The sequence below is a fragment of the Clostridium sp. M62/1 genome (assembly GCF_020736365.1).
Classification (GTDB): domain Bacteria; phylum Bacillota; class Clostridia; order Lachnospirales; family Lachnospiraceae; genus Otoolea; species Otoolea saccharolyticum_A.
This window is the reverse complement of the sequence record NZ_CP085988.1, coordinates 3,784,930-3,806,792: the sequence shown is the minus strand read 5'-3', so window position 1 is coordinate 3,806,792 and position 21,863 is coordinate 3,784,930. Positions and strand designations below refer to the sequence as shown.

At 51.6% G+C, this 21,863-nt stretch carries 18 protein-coding genes; 17 read left to right on the top strand and 1 reads right to left on the bottom strand.

Annotated features, from left to right (window positions below; all coding sequences use genetic code 11):
* Positions 1–296 precede the first annotated feature (296 nt).
* From glgB to LK436_RS17660, 6 genes are all read left to right on the top strand, one after another.
* Positions 297–3,056 carry a 1,4-alpha-glucan branching protein GlgB gene (gene glgB, locus LK436_RS17685; RefSeq protein ID WP_008399159.1) on the top strand — a complete coding sequence of 920 codons (2,760 nt, stop codon included), beginning with the start codon at positions 297–299 and terminating at the stop codon, positions 3,054–3,056.
* Positions 3,057–3,125: 69 nt separating this feature from the next.
* Complete coding sequence (locus tag LK436_RS17680; RefSeq protein WP_227910115.1) at positions 3,126–4,109, top strand: mechanosensitive ion channel family protein; 984 nt, start codon at positions 3,126–3,128, stop codon at positions 4,107–4,109.
* Between the two features lie 41 nt (positions 4,110–4,150).
* A complete protein-coding gene (locus LK436_RS17675) occupies positions 4,151–4,774 on the top strand; it encodes an HD domain-containing protein (protein WP_008399162.1) in 624 nt (207 codons plus the stop codon).
* Positions 4,775–5,049: 275 nt separating this feature from the next.
* Positions 5,050–5,745 carry a serine O-acetyltransferase gene (cysE, locus tag LK436_RS17670; RefSeq protein ID WP_044931796.1) on the top strand — a complete coding sequence of 232 codons (696 nt, stop codon included), beginning with the start codon at positions 5,050–5,052 and terminating at the stop codon, positions 5,743–5,745.
* Between the two features lie 67 nt (positions 5,746–5,812).
* On the top strand, positions 5,813–6,742 hold the full coding sequence (locus tag LK436_RS17665; protein WP_015573388.1) for a tRNA 2-thiocytidine biosynthesis TtcA family protein: 930 nt from the start codon (positions 5,813–5,815) through the stop codon (positions 6,740–6,742).
* Positions 6,743–7,201: 459 nt separating this feature from the next.
* Positions 7,202–8,761: a DUF3794 and LysM peptidoglycan-binding domain-containing protein gene (locus LK436_RS17660; RefSeq protein ID WP_008399169.1), complete on the top strand. Its 1,560-nt coding sequence runs from the start codon at positions 7,202–7,204 to the stop codon at positions 8,759–8,761.
* A gap of 215 nt (positions 8,762–8,976) precedes the next feature.
* Here the strand turns inward: LK436_RS17660 and LK436_RS17655 are convergent, their stop codons facing one another.
* Positions 8,977–9,138, bottom strand: coding sequence for a hypothetical protein (locus LK436_RS17655; RefSeq protein ID WP_015544825.1), 162 nt, complete (start codon positions 9,136–9,138; stop codon positions 8,977–8,979).
* A gap of 138 nt (positions 9,139–9,276) precedes the next feature.
* On the opposite strand from LK436_RS17655, the gene LK436_RS17650 reads away from it, so the two are divergent.
* The 11 genes from LK436_RS17650 to LK436_RS17595 all read left to right on the top strand — a co-directional run bounded on the left by LK436_RS17650 (position 9,277) and on the right by LK436_RS17595 (position 21,850).
* Positions 9,277–10,023: a hypothetical protein gene (locus LK436_RS17650; protein ID WP_008399171.1), complete on the top strand. Its 747-nt coding sequence runs from the start codon at positions 9,277–9,279 to the stop codon at positions 10,021–10,023.
* Positions 10,024–10,177: 154 nt separating this feature from the next.
* Positions 10,178–12,037 (top strand): ATP-dependent nuclease, encoded by a 1,860-nt coding sequence (locus LK436_RS17645; protein ID WP_008399172.1) that lies wholly within the window; start codon positions 10,178–10,180, stop codon positions 12,035–12,037.
* Between the two features lie 255 nt (positions 12,038–12,292).
* Positions 12,293–13,381: a peroxide stress protein YaaA gene (yaaA, locus tag LK436_RS17635; protein WP_008399174.1), complete on the top strand. Its 1,089-nt coding sequence runs from the start codon at positions 12,293–12,295 to the stop codon at positions 13,379–13,381.
* Positions 13,382–13,387: 6 nt separating this feature from the next.
* Positions 13,388–14,545, top strand: coding sequence for a cation diffusion facilitator family transporter (locus tag LK436_RS17630; RefSeq protein ID WP_008399175.1), 1,158 nt, complete (start codon positions 13,388–13,390; stop codon positions 14,543–14,545).
* A 90-nt stretch (positions 14,546–14,635) separates the two neighbouring features.
* Entirely contained in the window at positions 14,636–16,126 is a 1,491-nt protein-coding gene (locus tag LK436_RS17625; protein WP_008399176.1) for a metallophosphoesterase, read from the top strand.
* Between the two features lie 63 nt (positions 16,127–16,189).
* On the top strand, positions 16,190–16,672 hold the full coding sequence (locus LK436_RS17620) for an NUDIX hydrolase (protein ID WP_008399177.1): 483 nt from the start codon (positions 16,190–16,192) through the stop codon (positions 16,670–16,672).
* Positions 16,669–17,361 carry a DUF554 domain-containing protein gene (locus LK436_RS17615; RefSeq protein ID WP_008399178.1) on the top strand — a complete coding sequence of 231 codons (693 nt, stop codon included), beginning with the start codon at positions 16,669–16,671 and terminating at the stop codon, positions 17,359–17,361. Before LK436_RS17620 ends, LK436_RS17615 begins: the two co-directional genes overlap by 4 nt.
* Before the next feature lie 123 nt (positions 17,362–17,484).
* Positions 17,485–18,198 carry an HAD family hydrolase gene (locus tag LK436_RS17610; RefSeq protein WP_166460519.1) on the top strand — a complete coding sequence of 238 codons (714 nt, stop codon included), beginning with the start codon at positions 17,485–17,487 and terminating at the stop codon, positions 18,196–18,198.
* A complete protein-coding gene (locus LK436_RS17605) occupies positions 18,188–19,303 on the top strand; it encodes a leucine-rich repeat domain-containing protein (RefSeq protein WP_008399180.1) in 1,116 nt (371 codons plus the stop codon). The genes LK436_RS17610 and LK436_RS17605 overlap by 11 nt, the downstream gene beginning before the upstream one ends.
* Positions 19,304–19,426: 123 nt before the next feature.
* A complete protein-coding gene (locus LK436_RS17600) occupies positions 19,427–20,434 on the top strand; it encodes a LysR family transcriptional regulator (protein WP_008399181.1) in 1,008 nt (335 codons plus the stop codon).
* An 81-nt stretch (positions 20,435–20,515) separates the two neighbouring features.
* A complete protein-coding gene (locus LK436_RS17595; protein ID WP_008399183.1) occupies positions 20,516–21,850 on the top strand; it encodes a VWA-like domain-containing protein in 1,335 nt (444 codons plus the stop codon).
* Positions 21,851–21,863: the final 13 nt, after the last annotated feature.

The window sequence follows — 21,863 nt, the reverse complement described above, 5'->3', positions numbered from 1 at the left end:
TCTGAGTTTTTTTGATTTAGCAAGTATTATGCCTAAAAAAACATGGATTTTTCATATCAGGGAAATCCCGTCTTTTGACAGATGAACTGGGGGATTCTGCGGAAAGTACAGTTAAAATGGGCGGCAGAGCGTCGAAGGATGAGAGATTTTGGAGCGGCTGAGGCGAAATTTGTAAAATTATGGAATATTTCCTGAAAAAGGACCTTTCATCAGCTGGATGTAAAATATATTGTATTATTCAGGGCGAAATGATAGAATAGGAACTACCACAGAAGGAATTACAAGGGGGCGCATTTATGGACAAAGTATTATACGATCTTATGGACTGGGCAGGCATTGAGGAGCTGGTGTACTCTGAATCTTCTGATCCTCACCGGATGCTGGGGGCGCATCTGACGGAGCAGGGGATGCTGGTGCAGGCGTTTATACCCACAGCCAGAGATATTACAGTAAAGCTCTCAGCCACGGGAAAAACCTATCCCATGGAGATGGCAGATGAGGCTGGCTTTTTCGCCGTGCTGATTCCGAGAAAGACACTGGCCGACTATACGCTGCAGGTGTTCTATGACAATGGGACGCTGGGGGAGATCCGCGATCCATATTCCTTTGCGCCTCAGTTCACAGAAAATGATTTAAAGAAATTCGAAGCAGGAATCCACTATTCCATCTATGAAAAAATGGGAGCGCACCCGATGACAGTAAAAGGCGTGGAGGGAGTTTACTTCGCCGTGTGGGCGCCCTGTGCCATGCGCGTCAGCGTGGTTGGGGATTTTAACTTCTGGGATGGGCGCCGCCACCAGATGAGAAAGCTGGGGGATTCCGGTATCTTTGAACTCTTTATCCCGGGCCTTAAGAAGGGAACCATTTATAAGTATGAGATCAAATTCAGAAACGGGGATCCGGCTCTGAAGGCGGACCCATATGCAAACTATGCAGAGCTTCGACCGAATACTGCGTCTATTGTATGGGATCTGGGAAAATATGAGTGGAATGACGGGGACTGGATGAAGCAGAGGGCAGCCGCCGACAGCAAGGACAGGCCTATGTCTGTCTATGAGGTGCATCTGGGCTCCTGGAAGAGAAAGGAGTTCTCTCTGGACGAGCATGGCGATGAGATACCAGGCTCTGAGTTCTATAATTACCGCGAGATTGCACCGGAACTGGCGGCCTATGTGAAGGACATGGGCTATACTCATGTGGAGCTGATGCCGGTGATGGAGCACCCTCTGGATGCGTCCTGGGGATACCAGGTGACTGGCTATTATGCGCCTACCAGCCGCTACGGCACCCCGGATGATTTTATGTATTTTATGGATTACATGCACGGTCAGGGGATCGGCGTGATTCTGGACTGGGTTCCGGCCCATTTTCCGCGGGATGCCTGGGGAATGGCCCAGTTTGACGGCACCTGCGTCTATGAGCACCAGGATCCGAGGCAGGGCTCTCACCCACACTGGGGAACTCTGATCTACAATTACGGCCGTCCCGGGGTATCCAATTTCCTGATTGCCAATGCCATGTTCTGGGCAGACAAGTATCACGCTGACGGAATCCGCTTCGATGCGGTGGCATCCATGCTCTATCTGGACTATGGAAAGAACCCGGGAGAGTGGGTGGCAAATATTTACGGAGGCCATGAGAATCTGGAGGCCGTGGAATTTTTAAAGCATTTAAACTCTGTGTTTAAGGGAAGGAAGGACGGCGCTGTGCTGATTGCCGAGGAATCCACAGCCTGGCCGAAGGTGACAGGCTCTGTGAAGGAGGACGGCCTTGGTTTTGACTACAAGTGGAATATGGGGTGGATGAACGACTTCCTCGGATACATGAAGTGCGATCCCTACTTCCGCTGCCACCATTACGGGGAGCTGACCTTCAGCATGATTTATGCCTACAGTGAAGATTTCATCCTGGTATTCTCCCATGACGAGGTGGTCCACGGCAAGGGCTCCATGGCGGGAAAGATGCCGGGAGATACCTTTGAGGCGAAGTTTGCGAACCTTCGGGCTGCCTACGGCTTTATGATGGGCCATCCGGGCAAGAAGCTCCTGTTTATGGGACAGGAGTTCGGACAGATTGACGAGTGGAATGAAAATAAGAGCCTTGAGTGGGAGCTTCTGCAGTATCCGATTCACAGAAACATGCAGACCTATGTGAAAGCCCTCAATCATTTCTACAGAGAACATCCGGCCCTTTACAAAGAGGATTACACGCCGGACGGCTTCGAGTGGATTAACTGCATGGATTCAGCAAATAACATTGTAGTCTTTCTCAGAAAGACGGGAAAGCCGGAGGAAACGCTGCTTTTTGTCTGCAACTTTGCGCCTGTAGAGCATCAGAAATACCAGATCGGCGTGCCGTTCGCAGGAAAATACAAGGAAATTTTCAACAGCGAGTCCCAGGAATTCGGCGGCTCAGGAGTGGTTAACCCGCGGGTGAAAACCTCAAAAGAGGAGGAACACGACGGAAGGGAGAATTCGATCACTGTGCGCATCGCTCCTCTGGGCGTCAGTGTTTTCTCGTGCACACCGGATGAAAAAAAGAGCGCGAAGACATCTGCGGCAGGCAGGAAAGCGAAATCAGCAAAGAGCAGGACAGGAGCAGGAAACCCGAAGAAAACGGCAGGGAAGAAAAAGGGTTCCAAAACACCAGAGACAGCCTTCCCTGTAAATGAAGAGAGCGCTTCTGAGGACAGAGGGGACGCCGGGGATGAAAGGGAGCCTGCCAGGGGACAGGTGATCTCATTTAAAGCAGAAAAAAGCCTGTACGGCGCCCTGGCAGATTTGAAGGACGACGAGGAGGCCAGGGAGAGGCTCAAGAAAGAGATGGAGGGCAGCCGGACGGAACCAGAAAAGCAGCCCGAGAGTGTAGTGAAGAAGGCAAAAAAGGCTCAGAAGGCGGCCAGAAAGAAAGCCCAGGAGGCGGCAGATACCCTGATTGCAACTGTAAATGGGGTAAAGAGGGCAGCCAGAGAGAAGATAGAGAGTGTTCAGGAGCCGGACAAGAGAGAAAAGCCAAAGCATCCTGACGGAAAAGCAGAGCAGCCTAAGAAAGAATAAGGCAGAATGGTTCCTCCGGCCGCTCCTGAGATATCGTAGAAAGAGAAAAAACAGACAGGAAAAAACAGAATGAACATTTTATATACAGCAGAGACAGAAGGTTTGGCAGAGCTGGGGACAGAGCTGCAGGAATTAAAGGAGCTGAGCCAGCCGGACGTGCTTCTTGATATGGTGAAGGGATGGATTCCCGATTTGACCTCTCTTGGGATTAAACTCCTGATAGCCCTGGTTATTTTTCTGGTTGGGCGCAAAATTATCGGTCTGATACTGAGGATGGCCAAACACTCCTTTGAGCGGGCGGGAATGGAAATCAGCGTCATGAAATTTCTTAATTCCCTGATAGGCTTCTGCCTGAATGCCCTTCTCATATTCATAATAGCAGGACAGATGGGGATTGACTCGGCATCTATTGTGGCTATTCTTGGTTTTGCCGGTCTGGCCCTGGGCCTGGCCCTTCAGGAGAGTCTTAAAAATCTTGCCGGAGGCATTGTCATCCTGATAATGAAGCCATTCCGGGTGGGGGATTATATCCTGTCGCCTCAGGCTGAGGGAACGGTTGCCCTGATTGGGCTCGTATACACCACCCTTGTCACCATTGACAACAAGACGATCTCTATCCCAAACGGAACTCTTTCCAACTCTGTTGTCACCAATGTGACGGCTATGGACAGGAGACGCCTCGACCTGACGGTGGGCATCGGATATAATTCTGATCTGAAACAGGCAAAGGAGATTTTGAAGCAGATCTATACGAGACATCCGTCGATTCTCAAGGAGGAGGAGATATTAGTCTATGTGGACTCTCTGGCCGAGGACAGCGTGGTGCTTGGCGCAAGAGGCTGGACAAAATCGGAGGACTACTGGAAGACCAGATGGGATATTACCGAGCAGATGAAGCTGGAATTTGACCGGGCAGGTATCCAGATTCCTTTTAAACAGATGGATATCCACATCAGCACCTTCCCCCGGGAGGAGACGGCGGGACAAGAGCAGATGCATCTGCGGGCTGCCGGGTTTGACGGGGATGAAAAGGAACAGAAGCCCAGGCTGTAAGGAAGCTCTGCGGGCGAAATTCAGCACTGGATGACGGAGAGATGCAGGAAGAGGAACTGCCAAAGAATGGAGGAGGGATCGAGATGGATGCGGAAGAGACGCCAGACGGCATAAGGACAGCCGGGACTGTCAGGCTGATTCAAAAGGCTGCAGCCTTTGCGGCCAGAGTTCATGCAGGGGCAGTGAGAAAGGGCGGAGTAATTCCCTACATCACACATCCTCTGGACGCGGCTCTGATCGTTTCATCTATTACAGAGGATGAAGAGCTGATTGCGGCAGCGATTCTGCACGATACTATGGAGGATGCAGGAGTCGCTTTTGAGGAACTGGAGAGGGAATTTGGCTCCCGTGTGGCCTGGCTGGTGGCAGGGGAGACAGAGGACAAAAGCCGCCCATGGAAAGAGAGAAAGCAGGCTACCATCGACTACCTGAAGCAGGCTGACACAGATGCGAGGATTCTGGCTTTGGGCGATAAGCTGAGCAATCTGCGGAGTACGGCCAGGGATTACCTTCTGATGGGAGATCAGGTGTTCGAGCGGTTTAACATGAAGGAAAAAAGGTGGCAGGGCTGGTATTACACCTCTCTGATTGAAGGATTCTGGGAGCTTAAGCAGTTCCCGGAATATCGGGAGTTTGTAAGACTGTGCCATATGGTATTCGGATAAGCACAGGCAGGTATATGAAGGAATACTTAAGAAGATGAACAAAGAACAGGAAAACTGAGGTGACAGCGGCTTCGGACAGCCGCCGCATATTCCCGGAAGAATGTGGCCGGAGATATGCGGCGGTTTTTATTTTTGCGAATATTCTGGCAAAACATAGTCTGCAGAATCCGGTATGGCAGAGCATTTGGCTGGGGCATTGACAGGACAAAAAGAATACTTATATAATGTATAGCAATCAGGCACAGAGTTTTTTCAGCAGAAAAAGGAGAAGAGGTATGATTTTAAAAGATATTTGGCTTGACGTAAAGGCAGTGAAGGAGAGAGACCCGGCAGCCAGGAACTCGCTGGAGGTCCTTCTTCTGTATCAGGGCGTCCATGCACTGATCTGGCACAGGATCGCTCACTGGTTTTATAAAAAGAGAATGTTTTTCATTGCCAGGCTGATTTCCCAGATAGCCCGGTTTTTTACACTGATCGAGATCCACCCGGGCGCAGAGCTTGGACATGGCATCCTCATTGACCACGGCGCAGGCGTCGTGATAGGGGAAACGGCGGTGGTGGGAGATAACTGCACCATCTACCAGGGAGTGACGTTAGGGGGCGTGGGAACGAAGAAGGGCAAGCGCCACCCTACCCTCGGCAACAATGTGACAGTGGGCTCGGGAGCTAAAATTTTAGGTTCCTTTGAGGTGGGAGACAACTGCTCCATTGCCGCCAATGCAGTTCTTCTTCAGCCTCTCGAGGAAAATATCACGGCAGTGGGAATCCCGGCCCGCCCGGTGAAAAAGGACGGGGTAAAGCTTCAGAAGAAGGAGAAGGTGGTTCTCGGAGAGCATGATAAAAAGCTGGTAGAGCAGATAGAGGCTTTGCAGGATGAGGTAAGTCAGCTGAAGCGGGAGCTATGCCGTATGGAGAAAGAGCTTCAGGGCAGGAAGGAAGCTGAGAAGAAAGGCGAAAAAAAGGTTGGCTGAAACAGGGTCTGAAAAAGATGGGAAATCCGCTGCACAGCGGCATCAAATACGGATTGGACGGAAATTTATGGAAAATACAAGTGTGAATATGGACGGCCTGAGGGCAGAAAGTGTGGAAAAGAGGGAGCATAAGGAAGCGGCTGCTCAGGCAGGAGACTGCAGCGGGACGGCTGCAGAGGATCGGTGCAGAGAGATCGAGAGAAGCATTATCAAGAAATTCCGAAAAGAGATCTGGCGGCCCTTCGTGAAGGCGCTCAATGAGTACGACATGATTCAGGAGGGAGACAATATTGCCGTGTGCATCTCCGGCGGAAAGGATTCCATGCTGCTGGCCAAGTGCATGCAGGAGATTCTGCGCCACGGGAAAATGGAATTTGGTCTTCACTTTCTGGTAATGGATCCGGGCTACAACCCGGAAAACAGGAGGATGATAGAGGAGAATGCCAGGATCATGGGCATTCCCATCACCGTGTTTGAAAGCGATATTTTCAATGTGGTGGTAGATGTGGACCAGTCGCCCTGTTATCTGTGCGCCCGCATGAGAAGAGGCTATCTCTATGCAAACGCTAAGAAGCTGGGGTGCAACAAGATTGCCCTGGGACACCATTTTGACGATGTAATTGAGACGATCCTCATGAGCATGCTCTACGGGGCGCAGGTGAATACCATGATGCCAAAGCTCCACAGCACAAACTTTGAGGGCATGGAGCTGATACGGCCGCTCTATCTGGTGAAGGAGGCCGACATACAGGCGTGGAGAGATTTTAATCAGCTTCGCTTCCTGCAGTGCGCCTGCCGCTTTACGGAGGCCATTTCCAGGGAGGAGGAGGCCCACCTGTCAAAGCGCCAGGAGATGAAGGAGCTGATTTCAAAGTTCAGGACCATCAATCCTCATATTGAGACGAATATTTTTAAGAGTGTCGAGAACGTGAACCTGGACGCCTGCATCGGGTATGTGAAGGGCGGGGAGAGGCATCATTTTCTGGAGGAGTATTAAAGTGGGAAACCCTGGAAGATTTACAGTTCCAGCGAAGTCACAGTAAATCTTCCAGGGTTTCCCTGGGAAGAGTGGAGGAAGATTTACAGTTCCAGCGAAGTCACGGTAAATCTTCCAGGTTTCCCTGTGGGGAGAGTGGAGGAAGATTTACAGTTCCAGCGAAGTCACAGTAAATCTTCCAGGGTTTCCCTGGGAAGAGTGGAGGAAGATTTACAGTTCCAGCGAAGTCACGGTAAATCTTCCAGGTTTCCCTGTGGGGAGAGTGGAGGAAGATTTACAGTTCCAGCGAAGTCACGGTAAATCTTCCAGGGTTTCCCTTTGGGAAGGTAGTGGAAGAAAGGGAGAGAGCGGAGGAAGAATGGAAAGATGCGGGATATGCTCTGGAAAGAGGGCATATCCCGCATTTTCTGTGCATAGACTTTCACAAAGCAGTTGTGAAGGAAAGGCGTGGTGGCAGAGATGATGGAATTGGTTAAGAATAATATTCATATGAACCGGCAGAAGGGGACAGCCGTTTCGCAGATTACACTGGATGACGACTTTATTGTGCCTGATACGATGGATGATGTGTCGTCTGTGCTTCTTGGAAGCGGGGACATTCAGATAGAATCTTCAAAGATACAGGGGGATAAGGTGCTGATAAGGGGGAAGCTGATGTTCTGTGTGCTCTACCGGAGGGAGTCGGGGGGACTGCAGGCGCTTAAGGGGGAGATCCCGTTTGAGGAGACGGTCAATGTGCCGGATTTGGAGGAGAGGGATTACACACAGGTTTCCTGGAACCTGGAGGATCTGAGCACGGGGATGATTAACTCCAGAAAGCTGAACATCAAGGCGGTAGTCGTGCTGGAAGTGCGGGTGGAAAGCCTTTACGATGCGGAGGCCGCTGTGGATGTCCAGACAGATGACGGGCAGGTGGAGCTGTGCAGGAGAAATATCGATGTGGCTGCCATCGCGGTCAGGAGGAAAGATACATACCGGATACGGGAGGAGCTGTCTCTTTCTGCCAATAAGCCCAACATGGAAACGATTCTGTGGCGGGAGATGAAGCTTAGGGGAACGGCCTGCCGCTCCGGTGAGGGGAGTATGCATCTGGACGGAGAGCTTATGATCTTTGTGATTTATGGAGGGGAGGGGGAGAATACTCCGGTTCAGTGGGTGGAGGAGAGTATTCCCTTTTCCGGCGAGGTGGAACTTCCGGAGGCGTCAGAGCAGATGATCCCCTTTGTGTCTGTAAGACTGCTCCACCAGGAAATAGAGATGAAGCCGGACCGGGACGGAGAGATGAGGGAACTGTCGGTGGATGCCGTTCTGGAGCTTGACATGAAGCTCTATGAGGAAAAGAATGTGGAGCTTTTAAGTGATATGTATTCTACAGGCTGTGAGCTGGTTCTGGACACGGGAAATGCCTGCTTTGACCGTCTCCTCACCAGGAATACCTGCAAATGCAGGGTTGCGGAGAAGATCTCCCTCAACAGGCCGGAGCGGATCCTCCAGATCTGCCACAGCGCCGGTACCGTGAAGCTGGATGCGGCTGAGGCGAAGGAGGACGGCCTTCACATGGAAGGCGTTCTGGAGGTGGGGCTTCTGTACCTGACAGACGATGATGGGGAGCCGGTGGGATACACGACAGAGCTGGTGCCTTTCCACTGTGTAGCGGAGGCCAAGGGAATGAATGAGGAGAGTGTTTACCAGCTGAATCTGGGACTGGAGCAGCTTACGGCGGTGATGCTGGGGTCGGAGAGCGTGGAGGTGAAAGCGGTTATCACAGCAGACCTTCTGGTGCTGCAGCCAGTGTGTGAGCAGGTAATTACAGGGGTGAGGGTTGAGCCTCTTGACATGAAAAAACTGCAGGAGATGCCGGGAATCGTGGGGTATATTGTACAGCCTGGGGATACGCTGTGGAAAATCGCGAAGAAATTTCACACAACTGTGGATCATGTGGCTGAGGCTAACGGCCTGGCCCAGAACGATGTAAAGCCTGGAGAACGTCTGGTACTTGTAAAAGAGATTGCCCAGTAAACTATGCTGAAAGCAGATGGAATTCAGCCCTGGCATAAAAGAAACGACGACAGACACCCAAAGAGCATGGAAGGTATGAGAGAGGCAGCAGGAAAAGAAAGAGTTTAAAATAATAAAGGCAAGGAAAACGGAGAATTATGGGACAATAATGGAAAAACGGGAGAAACCGGAGCTGCCGGTTTCTCCCGTTTTTCTGCGGCGGATAAAGCAGCGTCCTATTTCAGCTCTCCGTATTTTGACTCATGTTCCCTGATGGCCTGTCGGATCAGGTAGATGACCTCTCGGTTAATCGAACGTCCCTCGAAGTCGGACAGGAGCTTCAGTTTTTCGTGCGTTGCCTTGTCAAGCCGCAGACCCAGATGTTTTTGACTTTCCATACTTTTATTCTTCTCCACTAAAGAAAGGCTATACGGGTTTCAAGTAAATACATTTTAGTCATATTTATGGTAAAATGGTAAAAAAGAACTTAAATTAAGTCCATAAAATTTCAAAATTGTGTCAAAAGAGGTGAAAATATGTATTTATCGGAGCAATTTTTGGATAAGGTGGGAAGCGATTTTTCCATGGAATCAATTCGTCAGGCAGTTCGGATATGCAGCAGGGAATTTTTAAACAGATACAGAGAGATGGACTGGGAACGGGATGCGAGAGCGCTGTTTTTTTATGAGGAAAACGGAGAAGTCAGGCCGACGGCTCAGTTCTGGGAGCTGATGGATTTCTGGGAGGTATTTCGGGAATTTTCCAGTCTGTTCGCAGGAGAGAAGGGGGAGGAGATGGAGCTTCTGCATACAGTCAGGAAGATTGATCAGATGTACCACTGCCTTCTGAATGGCAGCATTGTGAAGCGTCTGGGGGAAGAGGGCAGAAACCGCCTTCTGGAGCTGTGCAGGGATATGGAGAAGGCCGGGGAAGACAGGACGGTCAGAATCTTTTTCAGGGGCAGCAGGGGAATGGGACTAGTTTATGAAATGCAGGAAGACAGAGAGAAGGAGCGCCAGATCGGTCAGCTTGCCCTGCAGAATCGTCTGGCTGAAGCCATGGAGACGGGGGGAATGGCGCTGGCATATGCCGGCGCAGAGAAGGAAAACCGGGGAGTGAAGCAGGAGGAAGCAGGGAGAGCGCACTCAGGGAATGCGAGAGGATATGTTTTAAAGAAGGGAGACTGGAGTCCCTGCAGCGCAGAAGAGCTTTCGCAGATGCAGGAAGAGTTTTCAGGAGAGGACTGGATGGCCAGATTTCGGGGGGAGCTGAGGGGGCTGTAGCGCTAAAGGCAAAGCTGGCTGAAAGGAAATAACACCCCGTGCCGGCGAAGACTTTGACTTTCTTTGCATATCGTCTATAATAAATCCATACGTTTGAAACAGGTCTGAAAAACCCTGAGCTGCTGTGAAAAGACGGATAGAGAGGAGGCGCGCCATGCGTTTTACGTATATCCGCATCAGAAATTTTAAATCCATCCGGGATATGGAGCTGTCAGAAATTGACAGTGCCCTGATTCTGGTGGGAAAGAACAATACGGGAAAAACTTCTGTGCTGGATGCTGTCCGACTGATGACGGGCGGGCGGAAGGTGCAGGAGAGCGATTTTCTGGAGAGCGGACAGAACATTGAAATTGAGACAAGGCTTCAGATCGAAAAAGAGGATCTGAGACTGTTTCACGAGCTGGCAGTGGTCAGCGCCTACAGGAGGTATGAGGTCTGGGAGAGGGATTTTCAGAAAAAGCTGCCCTCCTTTCAGAAAGGGACCCTCTCCTTTACCTGTATGGTGAACCGGGAAGGGAGGATGCGTTTTTCAGACGGGGTGAGAAAGCACAACCCCTATATCGAGGAGGTGCTCCCCAGACTGCTCTACATTGACACAGACAGAGAGCTCGATGTGTTCCAGAGCGACCTGTTTCTCCTTGGAGAAAGCCTTCTGATGAACCAGATGAGGGAGGGAGCCTGTCTGTTTGACGCAGGAAGAAAGTGCTCCCATTGTTTCCAGTGCATCGGCCTGATTAACCAGAAAAAGCCGGAGGAGCTGAATGCTCTGGAGGCTCAGAAGCTGTTTGAGTATAAGCTCTATCAGCTCAACCTGGGGAAGATGGCCCGGCGCATCAATGAAAATTTCGAAAAGAACGGGGGGTATGACGAGATCCGCTACAGCCTGAAGGGAAATCTGGACGAGCTGTTTTCAGTAAAGGCAGAGGTCTACAGCAGTGAGAGGGGAACTATAAGCCCTGTCTCCAGAATGAGCCGAGGTATGAGGTGTATTTATATGCTCTCCCTTCTGGAAACGTATGTGGAGGGGGAGCATCAGCTTCCGTGCATTATTGTGGCAGAGTACCCGGAGCTGTTTCTGCACCCAAGGCTTCAGAAGACAGCCAGCGAGATCCTGTACCGTCTCTCGAAGAAGAACCAGGTGATCTTTAACACCCATTCTCCCCAGCTTCTTCTGAACTTTACCTCCCGCCAGATCCGCCAGGTAGTTCTGGACAGCGAGTGCTTTTCCACTGCCAGGGAGAACGTGGACATAGGGGAGATCCTGGACGATCTGGGATATGGGGCAGGGGATGCCATGAACGTGGATTTCGTGTTTATCGTGGAGGGAAAGCAGGACAAGAGCAGACTGCCTCTGCTTCTTAGAAATTATTATTCTGAGGTATACCGGGAGGACGGAACCCTGTCCAGGATTTCCATTATCACCACTAACAGCTGTACCAATATCAAGACGTATGCCAACCTGAAATATATGAACCAGGTAAGGTTCAGGGACCAGTTTCTGATGATACGGGACGGGGATGGAAAGGACAGGGAGGAGCTGAAGCGGCAGCTCTGCCGCTATTACAGCGAGCAGGGGAAGAAAGACGCAGACCGCCTTCCGCCGGTGACGGAGAAAAATGTGCTGGTTCTCAGGTATTATTCCTTTGAGAATTACTTCCTCAATCCAAAGATCATGGAAAAGCTTGGAATCGTGGAGTCGGAGGAGGAGTTTTATCAGATTCTGTACGAAAAATGGAGAGAATACCTTCACAGGCTGGCATCGGGAAAGAAACTGGTGGAGGTGATGGGAAGGGACTTCGATTCGCCGGAGGATATGAGGGGGCATATGGAGGAATTCAAGATCCATATGAGGGGACACAATGTGTTTGACATCTTTTACGGGAAGTATAAAAAGCAGGAGACAGAGCTGTTAAACCGCTATATTGAGCTGGCTGACAGGGAGGAGTTTGCAGACATATTGGACGCTATTGACCGGTTCCTGTATTTTGACAGCCGGAAAAAAATGCCTGGATGAAAGTTGCATTTCAGGAGAAAATTCATATAATAGAGTATAAACCGGAGAGTCGGAAGGAAATTCCGGCGCTTTGGCTGGCCAGGAGGCATTCCGCATCCGGCCGATGCTTTAGATAGATACGGGGTTTTAGGCTCTGTCTGTTCTGAGGCTCCGGGCGGCAACGGCACATCTGCGCAGGGTGCTGCTGCCGTTTACATAGCCCGGATTTCACAGGACAAAGGAGCGGCGAGAATCTGGCGGGAGGAGCGGCAGACGGTGAATTATACATATCTTCTGCGCTGTGCGGACGGGTCTCTCTACTGCGGGTGGACAAACCGCCTGGAGGAGAGAATTCTGGCTCACAACAGCGGAAAAGGGGCGAAATATACGAAAACCAGAAGGCCGGTGGCTCTGGCCTATTTTGAGGAGCATGCCACAAAGAGCGAGGCCATGAAACGGGAGGCCGCGATTAAGAGAATGACAAAAAGCCAGAAGGAAAGGCTGGCCGACCAATTCGGCCGGAAGAACCAGTCTGGCGGGGAAGGGCAGGAGCCGCAGCAGGCCTGCCCCTTTTGTCTGAAAAAGGGAAGGAAAAGGAGAAAAGAGCCGGTGAGCATGAAAATAATTATTTCACCTGCGAAAAAGATGCAGATAAGAAATGACGATATGCCATGGAGAGAGACTCCGGTGTTCTGCAGGGAGGCGGAAGAGCTGCTTAAGCTGCTTCAGAGCTTTTCTGAGGAGGAACTGGGAGAACTGTTTAAGGCGAATGCCGCTATTACCCATGAAAATTATCTGAGGTATGCGCAGATGGATCTGAAAACAGGGCTGACGCCGGCGGTGCTGGCCTATGTGGGGATCCAGTACCAGCATATGGCTCCTCAGATTTTTACTGGAGAGGAGTGGGAATATGTGTGCAGGCACCTCAGGATCTTAAGCGGCTTTTACGGAGTGCTGCGGGCAGATGACGGGATTGTGCCCTACCGCCTGGAAATGCAGGCAAAGCTGAAAACAGATTTACATAAGGATCTGTATGGATTCTGGGGCGATAAAATTTACCGGGAACTGGCCGCCGATGGGCCGGCCGTGATTTTAAATCTGGCGTCTAAAGAGTACAGCCGGGCGGTGGAACCTTATCTGAGGACGGGCGACCGGTTTGTCACCTGCGTGTTCGGGACACTGAAGGACGGAAAGGTCAGGGTAAAGGCTACAGAGGCAAAGATGGCGCGGGGGGAGATGGTGCGCTTCCTGGCAGGGACTCAGGCCTCGGAGCCGGAGGAGGCGAGAGCTTTTAACGAGATGGGCTTTTCCTTCTGTGAGGAGCGCTCTACGGACTGCGAGTATGTATTTCTTAAGGAGGACTGACAAGAGATGGTAACGCTGCTGGAAAAGCTTTTTGTAAAGAAAAAAACGGGGGCTGAGGAGAGACGGGCCTACGGCATATTGTGCGGAACCCTGGGAATCACCCTGAATATCCTTCTGTTTGCCGGAAAGTACCTGGCAGGAGTGATCAGCGGATCCATTGCCATTATGGCGGACGCCTTCAACAATCTGTCCGATGCCGGCTCTTCCGTTATCACGCTTTTAGGCTTTCAGTTTGCCGGAAGACAGGCCGATGAGGAGCATCCCTTCGGCCACGGAAGGATAGAGTACCTGTCCGGCCTGGCCGTATCCCTGGCAATCATTGTCATGGGAGTGGAACTTCTGAGATCCTCGGTAGAGAAAGTTCTCCACCCGGAGGCTGTGGACACGGGATTTCTGGCAATGGGAATCCTTGTGGTTTCGGTGGCTGTGAAGCTGTACATGAGCTATTATAACAGGAGAATCGGGAAAAAAATTGATTCGGCAGCCATGAAGGCAACGGCGACGGACAGCCTGAGCGACGCCCTGGCTACCTCCGTGGTGTTTTTATCCATGATTGTCCTGCGCACGACGGGCATTAACGTGGACGGCTGGTGCGGCGTGCTGGTGGCGGTTTTCATCCTGCGCGCCGGATATGGGGCAGCCAAGGAGACTCTCAACCCGCTTTTAGGCCAGGCGCCGGAGCCGGAGTTTATTGACGAGATCGAAAAAATCGTGCTTTCCAGGCCTGAGATTATCGGAATACACGATCTGGTGGTGCACGACTACGGTCCGGGTCACAGAATGATTTCCCTCCACGGGGAGGTGGACGGCAGCGGCGATATTTACGCCCTTCACGATGCCATTGACAGCGCGGAGATGGAGCTTCATGAGTGCCTTGGCTGTGAGGCGGTGATCCACATGGATCCGGTGAATCTGAAGGATCCTGAGATGAAGGAGAAGAGGGCTGCCACGGAGGCTCTGGTAAAGGAGATAGACAGCCGGCTTACTATCCATGATTTCCGCCTGGTACATGGAGGAGGGGTGACAAAGATTCTGTTTGACGTGGTAGTCCCCTTTGAGATGAAGATGCCTGAGGAGGAACTGAAGGCCAGAATTCAGGACAGTGTGAGCCGGACCATGGAGAACTGCGCGGCGCTGATCAATGTGGATCATTCCTATGTTTAGGCAGGAATTTCCGCTTTATGGATATTATGGATGAGCCGGCAGCTCGCTGAGACGGCAGAGAGATGATGCAGAGAGTAGAGGGATATACATATGAGGAAAAGAAAAACAGCGCTGGCTGCGGCAATAGCCGGGCTCTGTCTGTTTGCTGCCGGATGCCAGAACCAGACAAAGCCGGCGGCTGTTCAGTCTTCTGAGGCGGAGAGTGGAAGTGAGAGTACTGTTCCGGCTGAGGAGGAGAGCACGGACGGCAGTGAGGAGACGCTGGAGAGCCAGACAGCGAAAGAGGAGAGCCGGGATGAAACGGAGGAGGCAGAAACAGAAAACGGTGAAGAGGGAGAACGGGAGGATGAACCTCTCCATGAGATAGTCGTTGCCACAGACATGCACTATCTGGCAGAGGAGCTGGCGGGAAAACGCTGCCAGAGCTTCGTCCAGATGACCTACGGAAGCGATGGCCGAGTTCTTCTGTATGGCTGGGAGGTGATGGACGCCTTTGTGGAGGATATGAAGGAAAAAAGGCCGGATCTGGTGGTTCTGAGCGGGGATCTGACATTGAACGGGGAGAGAGCCAGTCATGAGGAACTGGCGTCCATTCTGAGGGAGCTGGACGAGGAGGACATTCCGGTGCTGGTCGTCCCTGGAAACCATGATATTAATAATCCCAACGCTCGCCGGTTTTCGGGCACACAGTCCTATCTGGTAGAAAGTGTCAGCCCGGAGGAATTTGCGGATATCTACGCAGACTTTGGCTATGTGGCTGCCGACAGCAGAGATCCCTCCTCTCTGAGCTATCTCTATAAGGTGGATGACAGCCTGTGGCTTCTGATGCTGGACTCCTGCCAGTATGATCCGGCCAATCTGACAGGGGGAATGATCCAGAGCGGAACCTACCGGTGGATGGAGCCAATTCTCTATGAGGCGTGGGAGAATGACACGGAGGTAATAACGGTTACCCACCACAACCTGCTGGAGCAGAGCGGAGTCAGCGATGCCTTTTACGATGACTGCACTATTGAACACAATGAGGAGCTTCTGCAGATGCTCTCTGACAATGAGGTGAGGCTCCATCTGAGCGGCCATCTCCACCTGCAGCATTATATGGAGGAGGATGGAGTGACAGAGGTGGTGACTGGCTCCCTCGTCATGGCGCCGTGCGGATACGGGGTAGTGGAGCTGTACGAGGACGGCTCCATTACCTACCATACCCAGCCGGTTAATGTGGAAAAGTGGGCCAGGGAGAATTCCTACAAAAACAGAGATCTGGCTGACTTCTTTGACTACAGTGAAGATTTTCTGAGGGAGATCTCCTACAGTCATGCGGTAAGAGATCTGGAAAAACAGAACAGACAGGGGATTTTAGATCTCTCTGAAGACGAGATTCAGGAGATGGCCCGGTTTTACGCAAAGCTCTGCGTATATTATTACGGCGGGCGGATGTATGAGATCCGGGATGAGGTGGAACACGATCCGGCCAGGGAGCTGTGGGACAGATACCAGTACGCCAGTGATCTGAGTGATTTCCTTCAGAGGATCCTGGAGGATGACGCGAAGGACTTCGGGAGACTGTATCTGGAGGAGTAGAAGTGAACTGCAGGCTGAAACCGGCAAACAGCGGGACAAAAGAATGAGACAGGAGGAAACGCCATGAGAGAAAAATCACAGCTTACCACGCTCTGCTATATTGAGAAGGACGGGAAGTATCTGATGCTTCACCGGGTAAAGAAGGAGAAGGACGTCAACAAGGACAAGTGGATTGGCATTGGAGGCCATTTCGAGGAAGGTGAAAGCCCGGAGGAATGTCTGCTCAGGGAGGCGAAGGAGGAGACAGGCCTGACGCTGCTGTCCTGGCAGTTCAGAGGCATTGTGACATTTATCGCTGATGGATGGCCCACAGAATATATGTGCCTGTACACAGCCGACGCATTCGAGGGAGAATTAAGAGAGTGCAGCGAGGGGACACTGGAATGGGTGAAGAAGGAGGAGCTTGATAAGCTCAATCTCTGGGAGGGAGACCGGATCTTTTTTGGGCTCCTCGCAGAGAACCGGCCGTTTTTTTCCTTAAAGCTGAGATATGAGGGAGATCATCTGGCAGAATGGAGTCTTGACGGAGAGAGGAAAAAAGGATGATAGGAACTTTTGTAAATGTAGGCACAATTTTGGCAGGAAGCCTGATAGGAAGTGTGGTAAACAGGGGGATTAAGGACGAATACCAGGGAGCCATGTTCAACGCCATGGGTCTGGCCGCCGTGATGCTGGGCGTCAACTCGGCGGTGAGCCATATGCCGGAGAGCAGATATCCGGTGCTGTTTATCGCAAGTCTGGCGGCAGGAAGCCTTCTGGGGACGATCCTGGATCTGGACGGCAGGTTTAAGAAACTGACAGGAGTGCTTCGTTTTGGCTCCTCCAATCTGGGGGAAGGCCTTTCCACTGCAGTTCTTCTGTTCTGCATCGGAACCATGTCTATCGTAGGGCCTATCGAGAGCGCGGTAAATGGAAACCACACCTATCTCTTCACCAATGCTACACTGGATTTCGTCTCTTCCATTGTCCTGGCATCTACCTATGGGATCGGGATTGCCCTGGCCGCTCCTGTGCTGTTTTGCTGGCAGGGGGCCATTTATATGGGTGCCAGCTTTCTGGCAGGCTTTCTCTCAGAGCCGCTGATGGCGGAAATCTCCATCGTGGGCGGAGTCCTGATTGCCACCTCCGGCCTCTCGATCTTAAATATAAAAGACTGTAAAACCATGAATATGCTGCCGTCCCTCCTGGTTCCTCCCCTCTGGTTCCTCCTTGCGGGAGTTCTGGGACTGGGCTGACAGGCAGCTCAGGGGCGCTCCGGAAGGATGCTCAGGACAGACGGGAGAGGAATACAGAAGAAGGAAGCAGCAGAAACAGCAGAAACAGCAACAGAAGATACAGACGAAAAGGAGTCAGGCTATATGGCAGAACATATGGACAGACATAGAGCGGCTGAAGACAGGATAGAGGCTGTCATTTTTGACATGGACGGGCTGATGTTCGACACAGAGCGCCTCTATGCGGACTGCTGGATTCAGGCCGGCAGGGAATTCGGAGTGGAGATCGGGGAAGAATATCTGAGTAAGGTCAGAGGAAGTTCGGCGAAGGAGGCAGGAGAAATATTCAGACGCTTTTTCGGAGAACAGCCGGATTTCTGGGAAGTAAGGAAGAGAAGGACAGAGCTGGCAAAACAGGCGGTAAGAGAGCGGGGAGTGCCTGTTAAGCCGGGGTTAGAGAAGCTTCTGAGCTATTTAAAGAAGCACGGGTATCGGATCGCCCTCGGCACATCCACAGAGTCCGGACGGGCTCTCATGTACCTGGAACAGGCCGGGGTGAAGGGATACTTTGACGCCTTCGCCTGTGGGGAGATGGTGGAGAAGGGAAAACCTGATCCGGGAATCTTCCTCCTGGCCGCCAGACTTTTGGGATGCGCGCCGGAGCGCTGCGCCGTGCTGGAGGACAGCTTTAACGGAATCCGCGCGGCCAAGGCGGGCGGATTTATCCCTGTCATGATCCCGGACATTACACAGCCGGACGGGGAGATTGAAAAGATGCTGGCAGGCAGGTACGAAAGCCTCGATGCAGCGATTGAGTTTTTTGCTGCCCGGGAGGGGAGGATACAGGATGGGATTTAAGCTGCTCTATGAGCAAAAGAACGGTACGGCGAAAATACTGAGATGTTTCGGTGAGGCAGAGGAAATTTCCCTGCCTGCTTTTGTGCACGGCTGTCCGGTGACTGAGATTGGAGATTATATCTTTTCGGCAGGCATGAGGACGGAACCCTTCGGATATCTGTGGGAGGAGGGCTGCCAAAAGCTTCCGGTCAGAAAGACGGCCGCCTCAGAGCTTGGTCCGGCCTTCTGCGGGGACAGGGTTCGGGAGATTTCCCTGCCGCCTGAGCTTTTGCGGATCGGACGGTATGCGTTCTACAACTGCGACGGGCTTCGCAGGCTTCAGTTTTCCTCAGGGATCCGCGACATAGGGGCAGGTGCTTTTAACGGGTGCAGGAAGATTGAGGAGCTGACGGTGACGGAAAACAGGGAGGAAAAATCCTGTCTGAAGGAGATCCTGTCAGAGCTGAATGAGACGGTGGCTGTACACTATCTGTTGACGGGACCTGATAAAGACAGGCCCGGCTCTGCTCCTGTGGGGGAAGAAAACCGGGCGGAGCTTCTGTTTCCAGCCTTCTACGAGGAGGCGGTGGAAAATACGCCTGCCAGAATTACAGAAACCCATGTCCATGGCTGCGGACACCGGTACAGATACTGCTTTCAAAATACCAGGTTCCAGTTTGCAGAGTATGACAGCCTGTTTCCCTACATGAAGGCGCAGGAAAACGTAAAAGAAGCCGTCAGGCTGTCAGTGGGAAGACTTCGCTTTCCCATGGAGCTGTCAGAAAAAGCCAGGTGCAGCTACAGGGCGTATCTTCTGGAACATCTGGAAGATACGGCCGAATATATCTGCTCCCTTCAGGATGTGTCTGAATGGAGATGGCTTGTAAATGAATGTTTTGGGATAATAAAGGTTGAGCACGCCGCTGCGGGTTGGTTGGGGAATGAGGGTTTGGCAGGGCGTGCTCACGAGGAATATTCAAATATAAAGGAACCGGCTCTTGATAAAACCGGATTTGATAAGCTGATTCATACTGCCGTCCGCCGCAGTCAGACGGAAGCGGTAAGCTTTCTGATGGATGCAGGCCGCAGAGCCTTCCCACCGAAGCGCAAAAAATTTGAACTGTAGGGCAGAAGTTTATGAAATCTTGATGAACTTTTGCTCTATGGCTTGATTATATACCAGGCTTGGTATATAATCAAATTCATATAGGAAAATAATTATTATTAATTTTTGATTATAGGAGAAAGCATGTTTGACGGAAAAGAATATGTATACGCGGTTTATGAGGAAAAGAGCTTTTCCAAGGCCGCGCAGAAGCTCTACATCACTCAGCCGGCTTTGAGCACCGCCATCAAAAAGGTGGAGAAAAAGATTGGAAGCCCTATTTTTGACAGGAGCACCTCTCCCATCGGTCTTACGCCCAGCGGCGAGGTCTATATTGACGCCATTGAAAAGCTGTTCGCTCTGGAGCAGAACACCATCAACCAACTCAACAATCTGAACGGCCTTCTGGCCGGAAAGCTCACTATCGGCGGCACGGTTTTTTTGACTTCCTACATTCTGCCGGGCCTTCTGGCGGAGTTTTCCAGGAAATATCCTCAGATTAAAATTGAACTGGTGGAGGGAACCACCTCCCAGCTGACGGACAAGCTGCTGTCAGAGGAGATCGATCTTCTCATAGACAATTCGGAGATGGACGACAAAAATTATGAAAAGTATTACTACAGCACGGAACGGATTATTCTGGCTGTTCCGGCCGGGTTTGAGATCAACGAAGAGCTCAGGCAGTATCAGATCTCGAGAGATGCCATTGAGACGAGAGCGTACCAGTCAGAGAAAATGCCCGCGCTGCCTCTTCCCCTGCTGAAAAAGACGCCGTTTATCTTCCTGAAGGAAGAAAACAGCATTTATAAGAGAGGAGTAAAAATGTGCAGCCGGCAGAACTTTACTCCCAATATTATCCTGAAGCCGGATCAGGTCATCACAGCCTTTAACATGGCAAGCAAGGGCGTGGGGGCCACCTTTATCCCGGATGCCCTGGTCAGCAGCGTGCCCTACGATGTGCCTCTGTGCTATTATAAGATGGACGACGATCTGGCCATCAGAAATGTATATTTTTATAAAAAGCGCAACAAATATATGACAAAGGCCATGGAAGAGTTTCTGAAGGTGACGGCAGGAGACGGAGAGCTGAAGCCTGTTCCCGTGCCGGAAAAGCCCTGCGGTGCAGCCGGAAGAGCCTCCCGGCAGGAATAAATGGCAGGAAGCCGCAAAACGCCAGGCTGGGAGACCGGCAGATAGAAGCGTTGCAGGAAAACGGCACAGGAGGAGACGGCGATGGAAAAATCCCCGATTGTCTGGGAGCAGGAGAAGGCAGAGGCGCTGACAGGCGTCTGCACCGATATTTTGAAGAATGCCAGAAATGAGCTGTACCTGAACATGAGATTTCTGGACGTGGCCTTAAGCTCCCTTCTGTTTTCACCGGACTTTAAGGCTGAGGGAATCGGAACGGACGGGTTTGTGCTCAGGTACAATCCAAACAGGCTTTCAGAGCTTTTCAGAAAAGGGAGGGTTTATGTAAACCGTGCCTATCTTCATATGATTTTTCACTGCCTGTTTGTCCATATGGACACCAGAGGAAGGAGAGCAAAGCCGTACTGGGATCTGGCCTGCGACATTGCGGTGGAATCCATGATTGACGGACTTCTGATCAGGGCCCTGAGAGTTCCTCCTTCCCCGGCCAGGCGGGAGCTGTACCAGCGCATTCAGGGAAAGATTCCCGTTATAACGGCCCAGGCGGTTTACGCATTTCTTCAGAAGGAAGGGCTGACGGAGGGGCGGTATCTGAGCCTTGCCCGGGAATTTTACGTGGACAGCCACGCGCTCTGGGAGGATGAGAAAAACAGGAAACCCAGGGCCCAGGAGAGAAAAAACAGGTGGGATGACATCCGACAGAGCATGGAGACAGAGATGGAAACCTTCTCAAAGCTGGCCTCCGACAAGGCGGGAGACCTGCTTGAGCAGGTAAAAATCGAGAACAGAGGCCGGGTGAACTACCGGGAATTTTTAAGAAAATTTTCCGTCATGCGGGAAACCATGCAGGTGGATACGGATGCTTTTGACTATATTTATTACGATTACGGGCTGAGAACCTACGGGAACATGCCCCTGATTGAGCCCCTTGAGACAAAGGAAATCAAGAAGATAGAGGAGTTTGCCATCGTCATTGACACCTCTATGTCCTGCTCCGGGGAGCTGGTGCACAGGTTTCTGACAGAGACCTACAGCGTGCTGTCGGAGGCAGAGAGCTTCTTTACCAGCGTGAATATCCACATTATCCAGTGCGATGAAAAGGTACAGAGCGATAAGCGGATTGCAGACAGAAAGGAGCTTTCCGACTATATGGAGCATATGGAGCTTCGGGGCCAGGGAGGGACAGATTTCCGGCCTGCCTTTGAATATGTGGATCAGCTCATTGCGGAAAAGCAGTTTACGAATCTGAAGGGGCTTATCTATTTTACAGACGGATACGGAATGTTTCCTGTAAAGATGCCGGCCTATGAGACGGCCTTTGTCTTTATGAGGGAGGACTACAGCGACGCGGATGTGCCGCCCTGGGCGATCAAGGTGATCCTGGGGCCGGGGGAGATAGAAGCGTCTGAGGAGATATAGAAGGAGCGTACAG

Coding starts and splice junctions, on each gene's coding strand:
- LK436_RS17680 (WP_227910115.1), top strand. CDS start 3,126: ATGAACATTTTATATACAGCAGAGACAGAAGGTTTGGCAGAGCTGGGG.
- LK436_RS17620 (WP_008399177.1), top strand. CDS start 16,190: ATGAGAGAAAAATCACAGCTTACCACGCTCTGCTATATTGAGAAGGAC.
- LK436_RS17645 (WP_008399172.1), top strand. CDS start 10,178: ATGCGTTTTACGTATATCCGCATCAGAAATTTTAAATCCATCCGGGAT.
- LK436_RS17615 (WP_008399178.1), top strand. CDS start 16,669: ATGATAGGAACTTTTGTAAATGTAGGCACAATTTTGGCAGGAAGCCTG.
- cysE (WP_044931796.1), top strand. CDS start 5,050: ATGATTTTAAAAGATATTTGGCTTGACGTAAAGGCAGTGAAGGAGAGA.
- LK436_RS17665 (WP_015573388.1), top strand. CDS start 5,813: ATGGAAAATACAAGTGTGAATATGGACGGCCTGAGGGCAGAAAGTGTG.
- LK436_RS17600 (WP_008399181.1), top strand. CDS start 19,427: ATGTTTGACGGAAAAGAATATGTATACGCGGTTTATGAGGAAAAGAGC.
- glgB (WP_008399159.1), top strand. CDS start 297: ATGGACAAAGTATTATACGATCTTATGGACTGGGCAGGCATTGAGGAG.
- LK436_RS17605 (WP_008399180.1), top strand. CDS start 18,188: ATGGGATTTAAGCTGCTCTATGAGCAAAAGAACGGTACGGCGAAAATA.
- LK436_RS17595 (WP_008399183.1), top strand. CDS start 20,516: ATGGAAAAATCCCCGATTGTCTGGGAGCAGGAGAAGGCAGAGGCGCTG.
- LK436_RS17660 (WP_008399169.1), top strand. CDS start 7,202: ATGATGGAATTGGTTAAGAATAATATTCATATGAACCGGCAGAAGGGG.
- LK436_RS17675 (WP_008399162.1), top strand. CDS start 4,151: ATGCAGGAAGAGGAACTGCCAAAGAATGGAGGAGGGATCGAGATGGAT.
- LK436_RS17650 (WP_008399171.1), top strand. CDS start 9,277: ATGTATTTATCGGAGCAATTTTTGGATAAGGTGGGAAGCGATTTTTCC.
- LK436_RS17610 (WP_166460519.1), top strand. CDS start 17,485: ATGGCAGAACATATGGACAGACATAGAGCGGCTGAAGACAGGATAGAG.
- LK436_RS17630 (WP_008399175.1), top strand. CDS start 13,388: ATGGTAACGCTGCTGGAAAAGCTTTTTGTAAAGAAAAAAACGGGGGCT.
- LK436_RS17655 (WP_015544825.1), bottom strand. CDS start 9,138: ATGGAAAGTCAAAAACATCTGGGTCTGCGGCTTGACAAGGCAACGCAC.
- LK436_RS17625 (WP_008399176.1), top strand. CDS start 14,636: ATGAGGAAAAGAAAAACAGCGCTGGCTGCGGCAATAGCCGGGCTCTGT.